The sequence below is a fragment of the Bradyrhizobium sp. YR681 genome, assembly GCF_000282615.1.
Taxonomy (GTDB): Bacteria; Pseudomonadota; Alphaproteobacteria; order Rhizobiales; family Xanthobacteraceae; genus Bradyrhizobium.
In genome coordinates, this window is sequence record NZ_AKIY01000214.1 from 32,540 (window position 1) to 49,774 (window position 17,235).

At 64.6% G+C, this 17,235-nt stretch carries 19 protein-coding genes and 1 tRNA gene; all 20 read left to right on the forward strand.

The genetic code is table 11. The features are described from left to right. On the forward strand, positions 1-1,980 hold the full coding sequence (locus tag PMI42_RS21965) for a ParB/RepB/Spo0J family partition protein (RefSeq protein ID WP_008138111.1): 1,980 nt from the start codon (positions 1-3) through the stop codon (positions 1,978-1,980). Next, a complete protein-coding gene (locus PMI42_RS21970; protein WP_008138113.1) occupies positions 1,980-2,192 on the forward strand; it encodes a hypothetical protein in 213 nt (70 codons plus the stop codon). Before PMI42_RS21965 ends, PMI42_RS21970 begins: the two co-directional genes overlap by 1 nt. Further along, positions 2,192-2,470 (forward strand): hypothetical protein, encoded by a 279-nt coding sequence (locus tag PMI42_RS21975; protein WP_008138115.1) that lies wholly within the window; start codon positions 2,192-2,194, stop codon positions 2,468-2,470. Before PMI42_RS21970 ends, PMI42_RS21975 begins: the two co-directional genes overlap by 1 nt. Beyond that, positions 2,467-2,970 (forward strand): hypothetical protein, encoded by a 504-nt coding sequence (locus tag PMI42_RS21980; protein ID WP_008138117.1) that lies wholly within the window; start codon positions 2,467-2,469, stop codon positions 2,968-2,970. Before PMI42_RS21975 ends, PMI42_RS21980 begins: the two co-directional genes overlap by 4 nt. Further along, entirely contained in the window at positions 2,967-3,281 is a 315-nt protein-coding gene (locus PMI42_RS21985; RefSeq protein WP_008138119.1) for a hypothetical protein, read from the forward strand. The genes PMI42_RS21980 and PMI42_RS21985 overlap by 4 nt, the downstream gene beginning before the upstream one ends. After that, positions 3,281-3,748: a hypothetical protein gene (locus PMI42_RS21990; protein WP_008138121.1), complete on the forward strand. Its 468-nt coding sequence runs from the start codon at positions 3,281-3,283 to the stop codon at positions 3,746-3,748. The genes PMI42_RS21985 and PMI42_RS21990 overlap by 1 nt, the downstream gene beginning before the upstream one ends. Then, the gene (locus PMI42_RS21995; RefSeq protein WP_157195806.1) at positions 3,745-4,065 is read left to right on the forward strand and encodes a hypothetical protein; all 321 of its coding nucleotides are present in this window, start codon (positions 3,745-3,747) and stop codon (positions 4,063-4,065) included. The genes PMI42_RS21990 and PMI42_RS21995 overlap by 4 nt, the downstream gene beginning before the upstream one ends. Continuing rightward, positions 4,065-5,312, forward strand: a complete 1,248-nt coding sequence (locus PMI42_RS22000) for a DUF7146 domain-containing protein (protein ID WP_008138123.1) — start codon at positions 4,065-4,067, stop codon at positions 5,310-5,312. Before PMI42_RS21995 ends, PMI42_RS22000 begins: the two co-directional genes overlap by 1 nt. Further along, positions 5,309-6,049 carry a DNA N-6-adenine-methyltransferase gene (locus PMI42_RS22005; RefSeq protein WP_008138124.1) on the forward strand — a complete coding sequence of 247 codons (741 nt, stop codon included), beginning with the start codon at positions 5,309-5,311 and terminating at the stop codon, positions 6,047-6,049. The genes PMI42_RS22000 and PMI42_RS22005 overlap by 4 nt, the downstream gene beginning before the upstream one ends. Then, positions 6,046-6,933 carry a DNA adenine methylase gene (locus tag PMI42_RS22010; protein WP_008138125.1) on the forward strand — a complete coding sequence of 296 codons (888 nt, stop codon included), beginning with the start codon at positions 6,046-6,048 and terminating at the stop codon, positions 6,931-6,933. Before PMI42_RS22005 ends, PMI42_RS22010 begins: the two co-directional genes overlap by 4 nt. Beyond that, positions 6,930-9,242: a DNA primase family protein gene (locus PMI42_RS22015; protein ID WP_008138126.1), complete on the forward strand. Its 2,313-nt coding sequence runs from the start codon at positions 6,930-6,932 to the stop codon at positions 9,240-9,242. The genes PMI42_RS22010 and PMI42_RS22015 overlap by 4 nt, the downstream gene beginning before the upstream one ends. Positions 9,243-9,781: 539 nt before the next feature. Next, the gene (locus PMI42_RS22020; protein WP_008138127.1) at positions 9,782-10,444 is read left to right on the forward strand and encodes a transcription termination/antitermination NusG family protein; all 663 of its coding nucleotides are present in this window, start codon (positions 9,782-9,784) and stop codon (positions 10,442-10,444) included. A gap of 103 nt (positions 10,445-10,547) precedes the next feature. After that, positions 10,548-10,669 (forward strand) — tRNA-OTHER (locus PMI42_RS39335). Positions 10,670-10,821: 152 nt separating this feature from the next. Further along, positions 10,822-11,184: an HNH endonuclease gene (locus tag PMI42_RS38060; protein ID WP_081502935.1), complete on the forward strand. Its 363-nt coding sequence runs from the start codon at positions 10,822-10,824 to the stop codon at positions 11,182-11,184. A gap of 191 nt (positions 11,185-11,375) precedes the next feature. Beyond that, positions 11,376-11,909 carry a hypothetical protein gene (locus PMI42_RS22030; RefSeq protein ID WP_240535272.1) on the forward strand — a complete coding sequence of 178 codons (534 nt, stop codon included), beginning with the start codon at positions 11,376-11,378 and terminating at the stop codon, positions 11,907-11,909. A gap of 2 nt (positions 11,910-11,911) precedes the next feature. After that, the gene (locus PMI42_RS22035) at positions 11,912-13,849 is read left to right on the forward strand and encodes a terminase large subunit domain-containing protein (RefSeq protein WP_008138132.1); all 1,938 of its coding nucleotides are present in this window, start codon (positions 11,912-11,914) and stop codon (positions 13,847-13,849) included. Beyond that, positions 13,842-14,045, forward strand: coding sequence for a hypothetical protein (locus PMI42_RS22040; protein WP_008138133.1), 204 nt, complete (start codon positions 13,842-13,844; stop codon positions 14,043-14,045). The genes PMI42_RS22035 and PMI42_RS22040 overlap by 8 nt, the downstream gene beginning before the upstream one ends. A 1-nt stretch (position 14,046) precedes the next feature. Continuing rightward, positions 14,047-15,429, forward strand: coding sequence for a phage portal protein (locus tag PMI42_RS22045; protein WP_008138134.1), 1,383 nt, complete (start codon positions 14,047-14,049; stop codon positions 15,427-15,429). Beyond that, positions 15,422-16,390 (forward strand): collagen-like domain-containing protein, encoded by a 969-nt coding sequence (locus PMI42_RS22050; RefSeq protein WP_008138136.1) that lies wholly within the window; start codon positions 15,422-15,424, stop codon positions 16,388-16,390. Before PMI42_RS22045 ends, PMI42_RS22050 begins: the two co-directional genes overlap by 8 nt. A 7-nt stretch (positions 16,391-16,397) precedes the next feature. After that, a complete protein-coding gene (locus PMI42_RS22055) occupies positions 16,398-17,138 on the forward strand; it encodes a head maturation protease, ClpP-related (protein ID WP_008138137.1) in 741 nt (246 codons plus the stop codon). The last annotated feature ends 97 nt before the right edge of the window (positions 17,139-17,235 follow it).

A 17,235-nucleotide genomic window follows, 5' to 3' on the forward strand; every position in this document is an offset into this window, starting at 1 on the left:
ATGGATATCAAGGTCCCGCTGAAGATGCTCAAGTTCGGCCACGAGGACGGCGAGGGCATCAACGCCCGCGTCGCCGGCCGGGAAGACGGCATCGCCGCGCTCGCCGCGAACATCTTCGCCAACCGGTCGGACGATAACCCCTCCGGCCTGATCGAGAACCTGATCGTCAAGGACGCAGGCGAGGGCTTCTATTCGGTCGCCAACGGCAACCGCCGTCTCGCAGCGCTGCGCATGATCGAGGCCGAAGGCTCGGAGATGCCGGTCCCCTGCACCATGCACCAGGTCGACGAGACCAAGGCCTTCGAATATTCGCTAACCACGGCGATCACCGCCGAGCAGCTCCACCCGGTCGACCAGTACGAGGCTTTCGCCCGCCTCGAGGAGCACGGCAAGACGCAGGAGGAGATCGCCCAGCAATACGGCATGGCGGGAAAGCAGGTCCGCCAGGCGCTGGCGCTGGGGCGGCTCAGCCCGAGGATCCGCGACGCCTGGCGCAAGGGCGATATCAAGGCGGAAGTTGCCCAGGCCTTCACGCTCGCGCTCGACCACGGCACGCAGGACAAGCTGTTTGCCCAGCTCGACAAGGCCCATGCCGTCACCGTGCACAACGTCAAGCGCGAGCTCGGCGCCTACGCCACGGACGAAGAGATCACGCAGCTGCTCGATGTCATTGGCGCCGAGGCGTACCAGTCTGCCGGCGGCATTGTCACCGTCGACCTCTTCGGTAAATCCCACATCATCAGCGACGAGGCGCTGCTGAAGCATCTGGCGCGGCAGCTGCTGATCTCGAAGTGCGAGGAGCTGACCTCGGCAGGCTGGGGCTGGGCGGAAATCCTGGCCGATCTGCCCTCCGGCGCGCGGCACTGGCCCATCTCGGAGGTCAAGACGAAGATCTTCGAGGGCGACGAAGAGCAGCGGCTCGAACAGATCCGGGCCCGGTTGACCGCGATCGACGAAGAAGACGAGGCCAGCGATACTATCATCTCCGAAGAGACCGAGCAGGAGCAGGATCGCCTCGCGAGCGAGGCCGATACGATCGACCAGGCGGTCAAGCTCCGCAGCTACCCCGACAAGAAGCGCAAAACGCTCGGCTGCATCGTCACGATCGAGGACGGCCGGCTGATCGTGCTCGCCGGCATCAAGCGCCCTGAGGAAGCCAGGGCGCCGCAGTCCCGGAACGACGACGACATCGGCCCGGCAGGACCTGCCGCGACGTCCGCACCAGCTGCGAAAGCCGCTCCCGAAGAGCCGGAGATCTCCAATGCGCTGCTGCATCGTCTCTCGGTCCAGCTCACCCAGGCGGCCTCGACCGCATTGATCCAGGACACGCCCCTGGCGCTCGCGGTCCTGCTCGCCGGCTTCGACACCTACGGCGGCAAGGGCGTCAAGGTTTCCGTCAGCGGCCTCGGCATGGGCGGCGCGCCCGGCAAGCTGTTCGGGCAGCCCGACGACCTTCCGCGCACGCTGGCCCTCGCCAGCAAGCTCAAGCCCGCCGAGAAGCTGGACCTCCTGGTCCAGGTCGCCGCCGGCGCGCTCGACTTCCAGAACAAGAGCCTCGACGGCGGCGCCGACCAGCACGATTCCATCGTCTCGATCTGCAACGCGATCGAGCCCAAGGCCTTGAACGCGGCGCTGCGCGGCGCCTTCGACGCCAAGGACTATTTCGCCGGCGTCAACAAGGCGCTGTGCCTCAAGGCGATCGAGGAAGCCCTGGGCCCCGACCTTGCCCGCCAGCAGGCCAAGAATCCGAAAGCGGAGATCGCTGCGTTCGCATTCGAGAATGTCCCCACCACCGGCTGGCTGCCGCTTCAGCTGCGGGCGAAGGGCTATGACGGGCCGCCGGTGAAGAAGCCGGCCGGCAAGCTGGCAGCGGCGCCGGCGAAGGCGAAGAAGTTCGCCAAGGCTGCGGCCAAGTCCGCGCCGAAGAAGCCCGCGAAGAAGCCCGCCAAAAAGCCGGCAAAGAAGCGAAAGGCCGCGTGATGACCTGCCGTCACCTGCACAGATCGGCAGAGGCCTATCGCGTCGCGCCCGATGGTGCCGAGGCGCCGGCCATCGTGCTGCTGTGTGGCTGGGCCGAAAGCGCGCCGCCCCAGCTGGTCGACGTTCCCAGATGGATGCAGCGCGAAGCCCTCGGCGGCCATCTATGGCGCGAGGGCGATTGCGAGAAGTGCCCATGCTTCGAGGCTGCGTGATGGACCAGCTGCACAGCGCTCATGAGGGCGTCGTGACCTTCGAGCCGCTGACGCTCGGCCGCGAGGCTGTGATGCTCGGCAAGGTGCGCGTTGGCGAGATCCATGCGATCGAGGGCGATCGGCACCAGGCCTGCTTCCGCCTGCACCTGCCTGAGGCGTCGGCCTCGACCAGTTTCCGCCCGGCCAGCGACGTCGACGAAGCCAAGCGCCTCACCCTGGTCAAGATCAACGATTGGCTCAATGCGGCCGGCCTGGTGCCGGCGGGAGGGGTGACATGAGCGACGACCGAAAGTTTCATGACCAGCAGAAATATGACCTCCTGCAAGCAGCTGAGGCTTTCCGCCGCGCGATGATCGAGAGCGGTGCAGTCAATCACGTTTCCCAAGACTCCTACATTGAGCAGCTCCGCGCCCTTGAGCGGGTGCTCAACCCGCTGAACTATCGAGCGCTGCCGCCTGAAGATCCCGATCACCGCGCGGAGTGCGATCGCTACATGAAGTCCGGCGGCATCCGCCGCGCCTTCGTCACCATCCTCGAACCCGGCAAGATTCCGGACGGTAAAGGGCCGTTCTTAACCGTCGAGCATCTCGATCGGTTCGTTAAATCGGCGATTGAACGTCATCCGGACCCCGCGACCCACATCATGATCCATCAGCTCACCTGGGATGGTGAACTTTGGACGGGGTGCGCGCGGGAGAGAGCGGCAATCGATGCCGCGCTAGATGGAGTTGACCCCGCGGCCATGGAAGCGGCCGGTGATGAGGAGGGCGAGCATTGAATATCGTGTCCTCGCAGTCTTCGAATGTTCCAACAGCCAGCGAGCGGTTCAACCTTGCGCAGCTGAGCGAAGTGATGCTCCGCAGAGACCGGCCGGCGGTGGGCTTCTTCATATCGCAGGCACTGTGGGATGCGATGGTGGCGCGCTGGAATCAGGAGAACTTCATCCGTAGTCTGGACCCTCCACCGACAACACTTCACGGCATCCGGATCATGGTTGATCCCGATCTGCCCGATCAAGAGTTTGACGTCGCTCTGACTGAGGAAGCTTGGTCGTCGCGGCTGGCCGAGATCAATCGGGGCGAATCCTGATGGTCGCCTATTCCTACAAGGGCCGCTTCGTCGCCCCGATCCGCGTCGGTCTCGGCCTGCCGATCCAGGACGAGCACCGCGAACTCGGCGGCTACCAGCCCGGCCAGATCATCAGGCCGAAGACGCAGACGATTCGGGCCATCGGCAAGCGGCGTCATGCCCGGCCGGGAGAAACCATTCAGCATTACCACGCCCAGCGCTCGCCGAAGTGTTTCAAGGTCGGCGAGGCAAAATGTATGGGCGCCAGCGCAATCCGGGTCTTTGTTCATAGCGAGCGGGTCGAGATCAGGCCGGACGGATCATCCAGTGATCTGGTCTACAAGGGCGTCGCACTTGATGCATTCGCACGGATGGACGGCTTCGGCGATTGGGCCGACATGCGCGCCTTCTGGCTCGAGGAGCATGGTCACGAGCTCAAGCATCTCGGGCCGTTCATCGGCGTGCTGATTCAGTGGGGGCCGTTGTGAAACTGCCCGGAAAAACCTCAGTCGCCCGCATGCAGCGCACCGCCATGCTCGAAGCCGAGCGCATCGAGATCGTCCAGGACCACTGGGTCAAGGAAGGCGCGATCACCGAGCCCGTGCCTTACATGGTGCAGCGCCGTGACGATCTCATGGGTGTGGTGCGCATGATCGATGCCATCAACAGCGATCCGGACCTGCTCGATCGGGTCAAGAAGCGCATGGCTGCGCTGGCATCGGCCGCGGACGCGGCAATGGCTGCACCGGCGACCACGGTAGGGGGTGAAGACGCCACTATCGATGACAGTGAGGTCGCCGACTGATGGCGCGCATCTCCGAGGACGAACTCGACGACATCCGGGCGCGCAACCCGATCGCCGATATCGCGATGGGCTACACCAAGCTGCGTCGCGTCGGCGGCCGGCTGGTCGGCCCGTGTCCGATCTGCGGCGGTCGGGCGAGTTCGCAGCGTTTCGAAGTGATCGAAAAGGATGGCAACTGGGTATGTGCCGTGTGTCCAGATGGCGGCGACGTCATCAGGCTGGTCGAGAAGGTCGAGGGCTGCGACTTCCGCGCCGCGATCGAGAAGCTCGGCGGCCGCACGGCGATCGACGCGGCCCGCGCCAAGGAACTTTTCGAGGAACGCGAGCGCAAGCGCATGGCGCGGGAAAAGACGTCGGCCGACTATCGGGAGGCCGAGCGCAAGCGGCTGCACCGGACGTGGAAGCAGACGCTGCCGATTCATGACACGATCGCGGCCCGCTACCTCGAGGGGCGAGGCCTGCAATTGCCGGAACGCTGTCCGGGCCTTCGCTTCGCGCCGGCGATACCCTACTGGCACGGCGAGACCGTCGACGAGCACGGCCGCAAAGCGGGCCCGCGCAAGATCCACGAAGGCCCGGCGATGGTCGGGGCCTTCATCCGGCCGGACGGCAAGTTCGGCGGGCTGCATCTGACCTGGCTTCGCGAATTCCCTGCACACGTAGGTTCGGCCGCCACACTGCAGGGCGCATCTCCTCAGGGTTCCGGCCATGAGGAGCGACCATCCTTTACCAAAGCCGAGATCCTCGACCCCGACACCGGCGAGATCCTCAACGCCAAGAAAATGCGCGGCTCCAAGACCGGCGCGTACATCGCCATCGTGATGCACGACGCGCCGAAGCGCCTGGTGATCGGCGAAGGCATCGAGACCGTGCTCTCGGTCTGGACCGCGATGCACCAGGCCGGACGTCCGGTAGACGGCATGGCCTTCTGGGCCGCCGGCGACCTCGGCAATCTCGCCGGCCGGGCGAACAGGACGATCAACCACCCGACCTTGAAGCGGCCGAACGGCCAGTCCCAGAAGGTGCCGGATCGATTCCCCGATCTCGACGATCCCGGCCTGTCGATTCCGGATTCCGTCGAGGAACTGATCCTGCTCGGCGATGGCGACAGCGAAGCCGTGCTGACCGAATACGCCATGGAACGCGCAGCGCGACGCTACGCACGGGTAGGGCGCGTGATCAGGATTGCGTTCGCGCCGGCGGGACTGGATTTCAACGATTTGCTCAAGGCTGAGGTGGCGGCTTGACCAAGACATCCCGTTACGCCGGAATTGGTGGCCACCATTCCAACCGTCCGCAGACGGTCGAGTGGCTGACTCCGCCATCGATCATCGCCGCGCTTGGCCCGTTCGATCTCGATCCCTGTGCGCCTGTCGACCAGCCGTATCCAACGGCCGCGCGCACCTTCACGCGACGGGAAAACGGTTTGTTGCAGCGCTGGGAAGGGCGCGTGCGGCTCAATCCGCCCTATACCAACGGTGAAATCGAGAAGTGGCTCGGTCGTATGGGCGAGCACGGCTGCGGCTCGGCGCTGATTTTCGCGCGCACCGAGACGGAGGCATTCTTTCGGCACGTCTGGGAGCGAGCATCCGCGCTGCTGTTCATGCGCGGGCGGATCAACTTCCACCTGCCGGACGGACGTCGCGCGGACGGTAACGCCGGCGCGCCGACGGTGTTGTGCGCCTACGGCATGCATGACGCCGACGTGCTCGCCGCGTGTGAGATCGATGGCCAATTCGTTCCGCTCCGCTTTCCGCGTTCTGTTCTGGTCGCTGTGCTCGCCGATGCGACCTGGATGGAGATCGTGCGCGAGGCAGTTGCCTCCGCCGGCGCTGACGGGCCCGTGCGCGTCGCGGATATCTGGGACGTGGTCCGCACGGACCCCAAAGCCGCAGGCAAGGAACACGCTCGCGCAAAGGTTCGACAGGTTTTGCAGCGCGGCGCCGGCATGAGCATCGGCCGCGATCAGTGGATTCCAGCATGATGAGTGGGATCACCCGTCCGCCCGTGCGCTGGCATGGCGCAAAGTTCCTGATGTCGCGCCAGATCCTGCCGCATCTGCCGTCGCACCGGCTCTATACCGAGGTCTATGGGGGGGGCGCCGGCGTGTTGCTCCATAAGCCCCGCTCGCATGCCGAGGTCTATAACGACCTCGACGAGGACATCGTCAACCTGTTCCGCGTGTTGCAGGACACGAGCGCCGCGGCGCGGCTGATCGAGCTGCTGCGCCTGACGCCGTTCGCGCGGGCGGAATTCGAGCTGGCCTATGAATGGTCGCCGGAGCCGGTCGAGCGCGCGCGCCGGCTAGTCATCCGCTCGTTCATGGGGTTCGGCAGCAATGCGCATTCCTCGACGCAGCGCGGCCATCAATCGACCGGCTTTCGCTCCAACTCCAACCGCAGCGGCACCACGCCCGCGCACGATTGGGCCAATTTGCCGGAGGCCTATCCGGCGATCGTCGCGCGCTTTCGGGGTGTCGTGATCGAGCATCGCGACGCGGTCGAGGTGCTCCAGCGCCACGACGGCGAGCGCGCGCTGCACTACGTCGATCCGCCCTACGTCCACGACACGCGCTCGATGTTCAAGGGCGGCAAGTCTGCCTACAAGCACGAAATGGACCTGGCGGCCCATAAATGCCTGCTCGGCGTGCTGCGCGGCCTCAAGGGCATGGTGGTGCTGTCCGGCTATGCACACCCGCTCTATGACGCCGCGCTCGACGACTGGCGCCGCATCGAATTCGAGGCCTATGCCGACGGAGCTCGGCCGCGCATTGAAGTCCTCTGGATCAATCCGTCAGCTGCCGCTGCGCTCGATCGCGAGCATGCCGGCATTGGCGTGACGCCGCTGTTTTGCGGAGGCGCCGCTTGACCATCGAAGCCGTTCTCGACCTGGTCGACAACGCTCCCGCGTTCGTCGACGTCGACCCTGCAACCCTCGCCCAGGCCGAGCGCAAGTTCGGCAACGAGCAGATGGCCGCAGGCCTGGCGCATTTGCGCGCCACCGAGGGCGACGATCGCCTGCCGGCGCTGTCAGATCTCGCCGAGCAGCTCGGAGCGCTTGCGGCCGCCGGCGCGATCGCCGAGGCGCTCGCCAAGGCCTCGCTCGAGGCGGCTGTGGTCGAGATCGGCCTGATCCGTGACCTCGGCGCCAAGGCCGTCAAGGCTGCGGTCGCCGCCGGCCTCAAGCTCGGCAGAAAGACTCCTGCGGATCTATCGGAGGTGCGACGCGCCGCTTCAGCGGCGCTTGGAGCACCTCACATCAATGGGCGCCCGCGAGAGGCGGGCGACGATGTGATCTCTTCCACGGCTCTGGCTGCCCCGCCTTCCTCGCCTTCCGGCGACGCAGACGATTCCGGTCAAACCCTCGCATCTCTTTTTGCGTCTTCCCCTTCGTCTTCCCCCCGCACCCCCTCAGGGGAAGAGAAGGAGGAAGCCGAAACCCTCGAAAACGAGGACGAGGGCGAAAGCCCGCCGGACGAAACGATCAGCGATGAGACGTTCCGGGAATGCGCTGACCTCGATCAGTCCGACGTCGACAACGGCAAGCGCCTGATCGCCTATTTCGGGCGCGACCTCATGGTGCGGCAGGAAGACGACGTCGCGGCGGGCCAGATGCTCGCCTGGACCGGCACGCATTGGGACCTTGCCGGCGGCGAAGCGCTGGCGCACCTGATCGGACAGCGCGTCGGCGACCTGATCAAGCTCGAAGCGGCCTATATTGAGTTCTCCAATTCGGAGGCGCGCGCGGTCAATGCGGCCGAAGCGGCGGCCAGGGAGCTGAAAGACATCGTTCCCGACGACACGCCTGAACAATTTGCGAGGGTTGAGGAGCTTCTCGCGCTTGTCGCGGCGGGGAAAAAGGCGCGGACAGCGCTCTCGACGCGGCGCGCCAACCGCAAGAAATGGGGTATCTCGACCAAGAATGCCGGCCGCATCGCCGCGATGATCAAATGCGCCGCGCCGCATCTGCGCCGGCATCCCGACGCGTTCAACGCGGATCCGCTGAAGGTCGCCACGCTGACGCACACGCTCTCCTTAGTGCCGGTGATGGACCCGGAAAACCCTGATCCTGACGGCAAGCGGCCGCTCGTCGTTGATGGCCGCGTCCAGTACGAACTCGTCGCCAAGCGTGGCCACGACCGCGAGGATTTGCTGACCGCCGTCATCCCCTTCGCCTACATCAAGGGCGCAACGGCGCGCGAGTTCGCCAACTTCCTCGACCTGTTCCAGCCGGAGCCGGACAAGCGCCGCACGGTGCAGCAATATTCGGGCATGAGCCTGACGGCGCAGCCCGTGCAGCGCGTGATGTTCCATACCGGTACGGGCGGCAACGGCAAGAGCGTCTTCCTCGAGGTGCTGGCGCGCGTCTTTGGCGATGGGCTGTCGGTCGGCGTGCCGGCGGAAACCGTCTCTGGCGTCGTCGCCAACAATCCCAGCGCACCGACGCCGGATATCGCGCGCTGCTATGCCAAACGCTACTTGAGAATCGCCGAGCTTCCGAAGGATGCTCCGCTCAAGATGGAAACGATCAAGAAGCTCACCGGCGGCGAGCGCTGGCCGGTGCGCACGATGTACAAGGGTTATTTCGAGTTCAAGCCGACGGCCAAGCCCCACATGAGCGGCAACGGCGAGCCGAAATTCGACGGCTCCGACGGCGGCATGAAGCGGCGCCTGGCGATCGTGGAATGGTCCGTGACGCTGCCGCCGGAACGACACCGCGACTTCGAGGACGTCGTCTCCGAGATCGTCGCCGAAGGCTCCGGCATCCTCAACTGGCTCATCGCCGGCGCACTCGATTTCCTCAACAACGGCTTCATCCTTTCCGACGACGTACTCCAGACCACGGCCGAGCACTTCGCCGAGATGGATCCCGTCGGCCAGTTTGCCGATGCTCATGTGAAGCCCGACGTTGGCGGACCAGGCGTGCCCGCTCGCGCGATGTTCCTGGCTTACAAGGCCTGGAGCGAAGCCAACGGCAAGGCACATATGCACGAAACGCGCTTCGGCCGCACGATGAAGAAGAAGTTCAAGCGCGACGACAGTGGCCGCATTCATCGGTACGTCGACGTTGCCTTGCACGACGTGCCGGAGGCGCCAAGCCAACCCGGCGCGCAGGCTTCACCGCCGAATGACGGCTATGAGCCGCCCGACAAATATCCGGGCGACGAGGAAATCTGACCATAGAGGGACTCACCTGTTGCAGATAGGTCACCGAGGGTCGTGGATTTTGCGAGGGTTCGGCGAGGGTTTGTCAAAAACCCTCGACGTTCGACATGTGCCTGTGCCGCAAGGGCTTTTGCAATCGTGTCGAGGGTTGCGAGGGTCTCGCGCGCGCATACACATGCGAGAAGGGAAGCGGACGCACAGGGCGCGGAGAGGCAACAGCAGGATGGAAAGGATAAGATGACTCAGGCGTTACACGGAAAAACCCTCTCTACCCTCGCACCCCCTCTCTAACCATCGAAGATCATTTGTTATTCTGCGTTCTAGACCCTCTACCAAACCCTCTCTCAACCCTCGCAAACCCTCGAAAGAATAAAAGTGAATTAGAATCTAGACGTTTTTGACTGTTCGGAGCTCTGGGCAAGCGTTCGAAGTGATGTCCGCGAAATTGGACCCACAGGGGACAGTTTCGTGGACGAAAAACCCTTCCAGATCGGAAGGGTTTCTGACGGCCAGCAAATCGAGAGGGAAAATCGAGATGTTGGAGCTATCGAATGAAACCGATCGCAGAGGCGTTGGAGAAGCTTTCGCCTGAAGTCCGCGCCGAGCTAGCGAGGCCGCACGAACGGCGAGATCCCCGCCATGCGGAGATCGTCGTCGGAAATGACCCGCGATGGTATGTGATTGAGGTGTTCGTGTCGGCGCAGTCGGAGGTCGCCGAAGTGCTCGCTGGCCATCGTTTCGGCGTGTACATGCCCGAAGTGGAGGAAGAGATCATTAGACGCGGGCGCAAGGTCGAGCGACGCGTGCCGATGTTCTCCGGCTATCTGTTCGTCTTCATGTGGTACAGCGACCAGCACTGGCAGTGCATCAGCGGCATTCCTGGCGTCGTCGAGATCGTCGGCAGCTTGACCGATGCAGAGATCGACATCGTGCGCGCCATGGAGAACATGAAGCGTCCTGTGGTCATCGATATCGAGCCGGAGCCCGAACCAGAGCCGGTCATCCCGACGGCGAAGTCCAAAAAGAAGCGCCGATGGAAGGATCGCAAGAAAGCCAAGGCCAAGGCGAAAGCGGCGAAGCCGAAGGTGATCACGGAAGCCGATCTCCGGGCGCAAATCATAACTACCCGTGCATGGTCGGCGTTCGACGACGTACTACAGCTTGACAGCGAGGGACGGAATCAGACCTTGATGCGCGCCTTGGGCCTGTCCTAGTACCGACCGCATCACAACGGAACGCCGGAACGGACCCCATCGAAGCAGAGTTGATGCTTCACACATCCGGCATTGTGCCCAAAGCATGCTATATCGGAACGGCGCTGCGGTGGCGGAAAACGCACCTAACTGACAGACGCGAAAGTCGGCTTCGGCCGGCGAGCCGAGCGGAATGGTGATATCCGAAGGATCGGCGTATTGCAGGTTTGAGTCCTGCCCGCAGCGTTACCAAAAGCCCGGACACGGAAACGTGCCGGGCTTTCGCGTTTGCATAGGGTGTGCGGTAGCGCGGTTCGTTGCCGCTGCCCTCCTTGGGCGTTTCCTCCCTAGACTTGGGGCGCCTCTTCGGAAGCGGCCTGATCTTTCCCCGGTGATCGATGGCTGGCAGACTGCGCGTCCTTGGTCAGAAGCTGAAGCCGCCGGCACGCAACCCGCGCATCTCGGTCAGGCCGAAGGAAGCAAAGCCGTTCTATCTGTCTCCAGAGTGGAAGGCCTTGATGCGCCAGATCATCAAGGTCCGTGGCCGTAGTTGCGAAGATCAGGATCATGACTCGGCACAGCCGCGTCATGGCGTCAGGCTCTACGGTGACCACATCGTCGAGATCGAGGATGGCGGCGCCAAGCTCGATCCATCCAACGTGCTCTTGCGTTGTGGTCCGTGCCATGGGCGCAAGACGGCAGCGGCCCGCGCGGCCCGCGCACACACCGGGGTAGGGGGGAGGTCAATCTCTGGGCCGTAGGGAGCCGGAACCGCATGGGTAGTCATGCGCAAAACTTTTTTTCTGGCCCAGAGCTTTGAATCAATCGAACGACAATCAAAGAAATCAAACCGCCCATGAGTTCCGGCGACGAGACGGCTCCGAAGTCCAAGCGCGGCGGTAAACGCCCTGGCGCTGGTCGGAAGCCGAAGGGACACAAGGCGACCTCAGCGTTGCCGGCGCTCGACCTCGAGGCCGCCCTGGCGGCGCCGGCGCCCGATGACATCGAGTCGACAGCGCAGGCCTATTCCCGCGGTGCGATCGCCTCGCTGGTGAAGCAGCTCTGCCACGGCAAGAGCGAGAGCTCGAAAGTCAATGCGGCGAACGCGATCCTTGATCGCGGCTACGGCAAGCCCTCGGTCGACGTCGGGGGTCTCTCGCAGCTCTCGCTGTTCGGCGGCATCCGGCCCGCGGCGGTCGTCGGCGACGAAATCCGGGTCGAGGCGCGCAAGTACGCCAACCTGGCCATCGAGGTGCTCGGCTCGATCGCCACCCGCGGCGAAACCGAGAGCGCGAGGGTTTCGGCGGCGAAGTCGCTGCTTGATCGCGGCGTCGGAACGGTCCAGGTCGCGAAGGTGCCGGAAGGGCTGCAGCCGAAGACGCTGGGCAAGAAGGAAGAGGCCGCAGTGGCCGCCCGCAATGCCGCCGCTGGCAAATACGCGCCGCCGCCGGCGCCCGGCGCAAGAAGGATTGAGACCGTCCAGTGAACATGATGCCGACGTGGTCGACGGCGTGCCTGGATTGGAAGCAGCGCATCGTCAACCGGCAATCGCTGGTGACATTCGACGCGCTCTTTCCGGCAGAGGCTGAAGCGGCGCTGTCGATATTCCGAGACCTTCGGATCATCGACGTGCCCGGACGCCCGACGATCGAGCAATGTTGCCTGCCGTGGGTCTACGATCTTCCGCGTGCACTCTTCGGCTCATTCGACGCCGACGGGATCTCGGGAGATGACAACCTCGGGCGCCGGCTTATCCGGTATTTCTTCCTCTGCGTAGCGAAGAAGAACACCAAGTCCACGCTTGCCGCCGGCATCATGGTTACTGCGCTCTTGCGCAATTGGCGCGAGAGCGGCGAGTTCTACATCCTGGCGCCGACCAAGGAGGTCGCCGACAATTCGTTCTTCCCCGCGCGCGATATGATCCGCGCCGATGAGGAGCTGCTGAAACTGCTGCACGTCCAGGACAGCCAGCGCCTGATCACGCATCGGACGACCGGTGCCTTCCTGAAGGTCGCCGCCGCCGACAGCGAAACGGTGTCGGGCAAGAAGACGATTGGGCTCCTGATCGACGAGCTCTGGCTGTTTGGCCAGCGCGCCAACGCGGAGTCGATGATCCGCGAAGCCGAGGGCGGTCTGAACTCTCGTCCGGAAGGGTTCGTGATCTACGCGACGACGCAATCGAACAAACCGCCGTCGGGCATCTTCGATCAGAAGCTGAAGGACTTTCGCGATATCCGGGACGGCAAGCTGGTCGATCCACAGAGTCTGCCGATCATCTACGAATTCCCGGAGGAGATGATCAAGTCGAAGGCTTATGAGAAGCCGGAAAACTGGTTCATCCCCAACCCCAACTGGGGCAAGTCGGTCGATCCGAACTTCCTGATCGGAAAGCGTGCTGAGGCCGCGCGCGGCGGCAAGGCCTCGCTGATTGACTGGGACGCGAAGTTTCTCAACGTTCAGGCCGGCATGTCGCAGCGTGCCGACGGTTGGGCCGGTGCCGAGCTCTGGGATCGCGGCATCGACACGTCGCTCACGCTCGACGCGGTGCTCGATCGGAGCGAAGTCGTGACGATGGGCCTTGACGGCGGCGGTCTCGATGATCTTCTCGGCGCCGGGGTGGTTGGCCGCGAGAAGGTAACGAAGCGCTGGCTTGGCTGGGCATGTGCGCTCATCTCAACGATCGGGCTTTATCGTCGAAAGGCGAACCTGACCGAGTACAGGAAGTTCATCGCGTCCGGCGATCTGATCGTGTTTCGCTTTCACAGCAAGGATGCCGAGGAGGCCGAAAGCGACCCGGATGTTGCTGCGCTGCTGGCTGAATTTCCGCCGGCCATTAGCGTCGAGGGCGAGCTTCCATTCGACATCAAGTTCGTTGTCGACCTGGTGGCGAAGATCCGGGACATTGGCTTGCTTGCCCAGGTCGGGGTCGACGCTGCCGGCATCGGCGCCATCGTCGACGCGCTGGCCGGCATCGATATTACCCAGGATGCCGAGACGCTCGATGCGGTGCGGCAGGGCATCGGCCTGATGGGTGCTTACAAGACGGTCGAGCGCAAGCTCGGCGACCGGACCTTCCTCCACTGCGGTTCGGAGCTGCTCAACTGGTGCGTCGGCAATGCGCGCGTCGTGCTAACGACGACCGCTTCGCGGATCGCCCGCGAAGAAGCCGGCTTTGGAAAGATCGACCCCTTGATCGCGCTCTTCAATGCAGCCCATCTGATGACCCTCAATCCGGAAGCTGGCGGACTGTCGGTTTTCGACACCATGGGCGACGACCAAGACCCGCAATCGGATGCTGAATCGGCGGCATCACTCGCCGAAGAGGCGGCGATCCTCGGCGATCCGCAGCATCCGCGCTTCGAAGAGATGCGCGAACGAGTCAACGCCCGTCTCGCTGCCAACGATACGGATGAATTCTATGCGTAACGCCCTTGTTTCGATTGGCAGCTGGCTGGCGCGGACTTTCGACGTCCGCGACGTCATGCTGACGATCGGACTTCTGCTGCTGGCGGGCGGGTTCTACCTGGTCTGGCCGCCGGCCGCGCTGATCGTGCCCGGCGCGATCGTCACGGCCGTTGCCGTGTTCGCGAGCCGCATCAACAGCCACGCGGAGGAGGGCTGACATGGGAATCCTCAACCGCATGACCTCCGACCAGCGCTATCCGGGCGCTGCGAGGGTTTCCAATCCTGGCCGCACGCTCGCCGGCGTCGCGATCACGCCGGATTCGGCAATGATGCTGTCGGCTGTCTGGGCCGCCTTCCGCTATCTGTCGCAGACCGTCGCGGTGCTGCCCTGGCACGTCAAGAAGGACGGCAAGACCGGCCCGGAGATCCAGTCGTCGCACGGCGTCGACTATCTGTTGTGGAAGCGGCCGAGCAAGGAATGGTCGTCCTTTCAGTTTCGCGAGACGCTGACGCATTGGGCGTTGCGCTGGGGCAACGGCTATGCCGAGATCGAGCAGGATCAGCTCGGCCGCCCCTTCGCCATGTGGCCGATCCATCCGGAGCGCGTGCGGGTCTGTCGCGCAACCGACCATGAAGTCGACGCGTACGGCGATCCGATCGAGCCGGGCGATCTCTATTACGAGATCGACCAGCGCGGTACGACGATGGGTGGGGCGACCATCCTCGCGGCGAAGAACATGTTCCACATTCGCGGATTCGGCGAAGGACCGGTCGGCGTCAACGTGATTGCATATGCCGCCCAGTCGCTGGGCTGGGCGCGTGCCGCGCAATTGTTCGGCGCGGCCTTCTTCGGCAACGGCATGAATCCTGCCGGTGTCGTCATCAACAAGAAGCCGTTGAAGCCGGATGGGCTGAAGCGCCAGAAGGCTGAGTTCGATCAGCTCTACAAAGGGCCGAACAACGCCAACCGGACCGCATTCCTGGACAATGAAGCCGACTGGAAGCCGATCGGCTTCAATGCCCAGAACTCGCAGCTGATCGAGGTGCACCAGTTCCTGATCGAGGAGCAGTGTCGGTGGACCGGCGCACCGCCGCACAAGGTCATGCACCTGCTGCGGGCGACGTTCACCAACATCGAATCCCAGGGCATCGAAGTCGTCGTCGACAGCATCTCGCCTTGGGTGAAGCGCTTCGAGGATGAGGCCGAGTTCAAGCTGTTCGGCCAGAACCGCCAGAAGCTCTACACCAAGATCGACATGCGCGCCCTGATGCGCGGCGACATGGCGGCGCGCATCGCATACTACAAGGGTATGACGTCGATCGGCGCCTATTCGCCGAACCGGGTGCTCGAGCTCGAGGACGAGAACACGCTCGGCCCCGAGGGTGACATCCACACCATGCAGGGTCAGAACGTCACGTTGAAGCAGATCGCAGAGGGCAAGGTTGAGACCGCGCCTGGCGCGCCGCCGGCGCCGACCGAGAGCGACGACGCCGAGCCGGCCACGCCGCCAGAAGTCGGTGAGGACGAAGAGACCCAAGCGCGTATCGCCCGACGGCTTTACGCGATCGAGCAGCTGATGGGCGAGCCGGCACATGTCTAAATCCCCCGTGATGCTCGCGCGCAGCGAAGCCTCGCCGCCGGAAAAGCCGGTGTCGCTGCTGGAGCGGACCGTTGCGCTGGTCGAGCGTCTCGTCGGTCGCGTCAGCGCGCTCGAGCAGAAGCCGCTCGGCCGTGACGGTCGCGATGGTATCCAGGGCGAGCGCGGTCCTGTCGGAGAAGCCGGGCCGCGCGGTGAGGTGGGTCCGGTCGGCGAGCGCGGTGAACAAGGCATGCCCGGCGAGGTTGGCCCTTCCGGCCCGCGCGGCGAGGCGGGCGAGCGCGGTCCGGTGGGGGAAACCGGACCACGTGGCGAGGCAGGCCCGGTTGGCGAGCGCGGTGAACAAGGCGTCCCCGGCGAGGTTGGCGAACGCGGTGAGCGCGGTCCACAGGGAGAGGCTGGCCCGCGCGGCGAAGCGGGTCCGCAGGGCGAACGCGGCGAGCGCGGTGAGCAAGGTTTGCGCGGTGAAGGCGGCCCTGTCGGCGAGCGCGGTCCGGCTGGCGAGGCCGGCCCGCGCGGTGAAGCCGGTCCGGCTGGTCCGATCGGCCGCGATGGGCGCGATGGTTTGCCGGGTGTCCAAGGCGAACGCGGTCCGCAGGGTGAAGCCGGCCCGACGGGCGAGGTCGGTCCGCAGGGCGAACCGGGTCTACGCGGCGAAGCCGGCGAGCCGGGTCCGCGCGGCGAGGGTGGTCCGATGGGCCCGCAGGGCGATGCCGGGCCGCAAGGGCCGCGGGGCGAGCCAGGCGAGCCTGGCCCCCGTGGTGAGCAGGGACTGCCGGGCCCGATGGGCAAGCAGGGCCCGCGCGGCGAGGTCGGTCCCGTCGGCCCGCGCGGCGAGCCTGGTGTCAGCATCGAGATCGGCGATGTCTTCCGAGCCGGCATCACGGCAAAGGACCTCGACCGCGTCATGGTCCGGGAGATCACCATCAATGGCGAGACCTTCCAGGTTCTCGTTCCGAATTGAGGGCAGCATGAGCAAGCATCTCTTTCCGATCTTCAACGCCGTGGTGCCGATCAAGGCCAAGCCCGCCGCGGGCGCCAAGCCGAGCGGCTATCGCGTCGTCGTCAACAAGGCAAAGGACAGCGCCGAGATCTACGTCTATGGCGTGATCGGCGGCGACTGGTTCGGCGAGGGCGTCACAGCGAAGCAATTCGCCGACGACCTCAAGGCGCTCGGCAGCGTCAAGACGATCGACCTGCGGATCAATTCCGAAGGCGGCTCGGTGTTCGACGGCAAGGCGATGTATTCGCTGCTCAACGAGCACAAGGCGAGGAAGATCGTGCACATCGACGGGCTGGCCGCCTCGGCCGCCTCGTTCTTGGCGATGGCCGGCGACGAGATCGAGATCGCCGAGGGCGCCTTCGTGATGATCCACAACGCCTATACCATCGCGATGGGCGATGCGCGCGAGCTGCGCCGCTCGGCCGAGATGCTGGACACTGTCAACAACACAATCATCGACGTCTATGCCGCGCGCACCAAGGCCGAGCGCAAGAAGATCGTGCAGTGGATGGACGACGAGACATGGATGACCGGCGCCGAAGCCGTCGAGAACGGTTTTGCCGATCGCATGGTTGAGAACCTGAAGGTCGCGGCCTGCGTCAGCAATCCGAAGGCACTGGAAACCTTCAAGAAGGTTCCGTCAGCGCTGAAGCCGAACAACCGCCGCGCCGCTGCCGCTTTCGCGCGCATCGCGGCGCTGAAGGCCTGACACCGAGATTCCGTCTGCAGACGGATACGCGCCGCAGTGATGCGCCGCGTCAATCGCGACCGATGTGAGATCGGCCGCATCACAGGTCCCGCCGTGA

Excerpts from the sequence above, each read along its gene's own strand:
- PMI42_RS22035 (WP_008138132.1), top strand. The coding sequence starts at position 11,912 with ATGATGCCGACGTGGTCGACGGCGTGCCTGGATTGGAAGCAGCGCATC.
- PMI42_RS38060 (WP_081502935.1), top strand. The coding sequence starts at position 10,822 with ATGGCTGGCAGACTGCGCGTCCTTGGTCAGAAGCTGAAGCCGCCGGCA.
- PMI42_RS21980 (WP_008138117.1), top strand. The coding sequence starts at position 2,467 with ATGAGCGACGACCGAAAGTTTCATGACCAGCAGAAATATGACCTCCTG.
- PMI42_RS22040 (WP_008138133.1), top strand. The coding sequence starts at position 13,842 with ATGCGTAACGCCCTTGTTTCGATTGGCAGCTGGCTGGCGCGGACTTTC.
- PMI42_RS21990 (WP_008138121.1), top strand. The coding sequence starts at position 3,281 with ATGGTCGCCTATTCCTACAAGGGCCGCTTCGTCGCCCCGATCCGCGTC.
- PMI42_RS21965 (WP_008138111.1), top strand. The coding sequence starts at position 1 with ATGGATATCAAGGTCCCGCTGAAGATGCTCAAGTTCGGCCACGAGGAC.
- PMI42_RS21975 (WP_008138115.1), top strand. The coding sequence starts at position 2,192 with ATGGACCAGCTGCACAGCGCTCATGAGGGCGTCGTGACCTTCGAGCCG.
- PMI42_RS22000 (WP_008138123.1), top strand. The coding sequence starts at position 4,065 with ATGGCGCGCATCTCCGAGGACGAACTCGACGACATCCGGGCGCGCAAC.
- PMI42_RS22050 (WP_008138136.1), top strand. The coding sequence starts at position 15,422 with ATGTCTAAATCCCCCGTGATGCTCGCGCGCAGCGAAGCCTCGCCGCCG.
- PMI42_RS22045 (WP_008138134.1), top strand. The coding sequence starts at position 14,047 with ATGGGAATCCTCAACCGCATGACCTCCGACCAGCGCTATCCGGGCGCT.
- PMI42_RS22020 (WP_008138127.1), top strand. The coding sequence starts at position 9,782 with ATGAAACCGATCGCAGAGGCGTTGGAGAAGCTTTCGCCTGAAGTCCGC.
- PMI42_RS22055 (WP_008138137.1), top strand. The coding sequence starts at position 16,398 with ATGAGCAAGCATCTCTTTCCGATCTTCAACGCCGTGGTGCCGATCAAG.
- PMI42_RS21970 (WP_008138113.1), top strand. The coding sequence starts at position 1,980 with ATGACCTGCCGTCACCTGCACAGATCGGCAGAGGCCTATCGCGTCGCG.
- PMI42_RS22010 (WP_008138125.1), top strand. The coding sequence starts at position 6,046 with ATGATGAGTGGGATCACCCGTCCGCCCGTGCGCTGGCATGGCGCAAAG.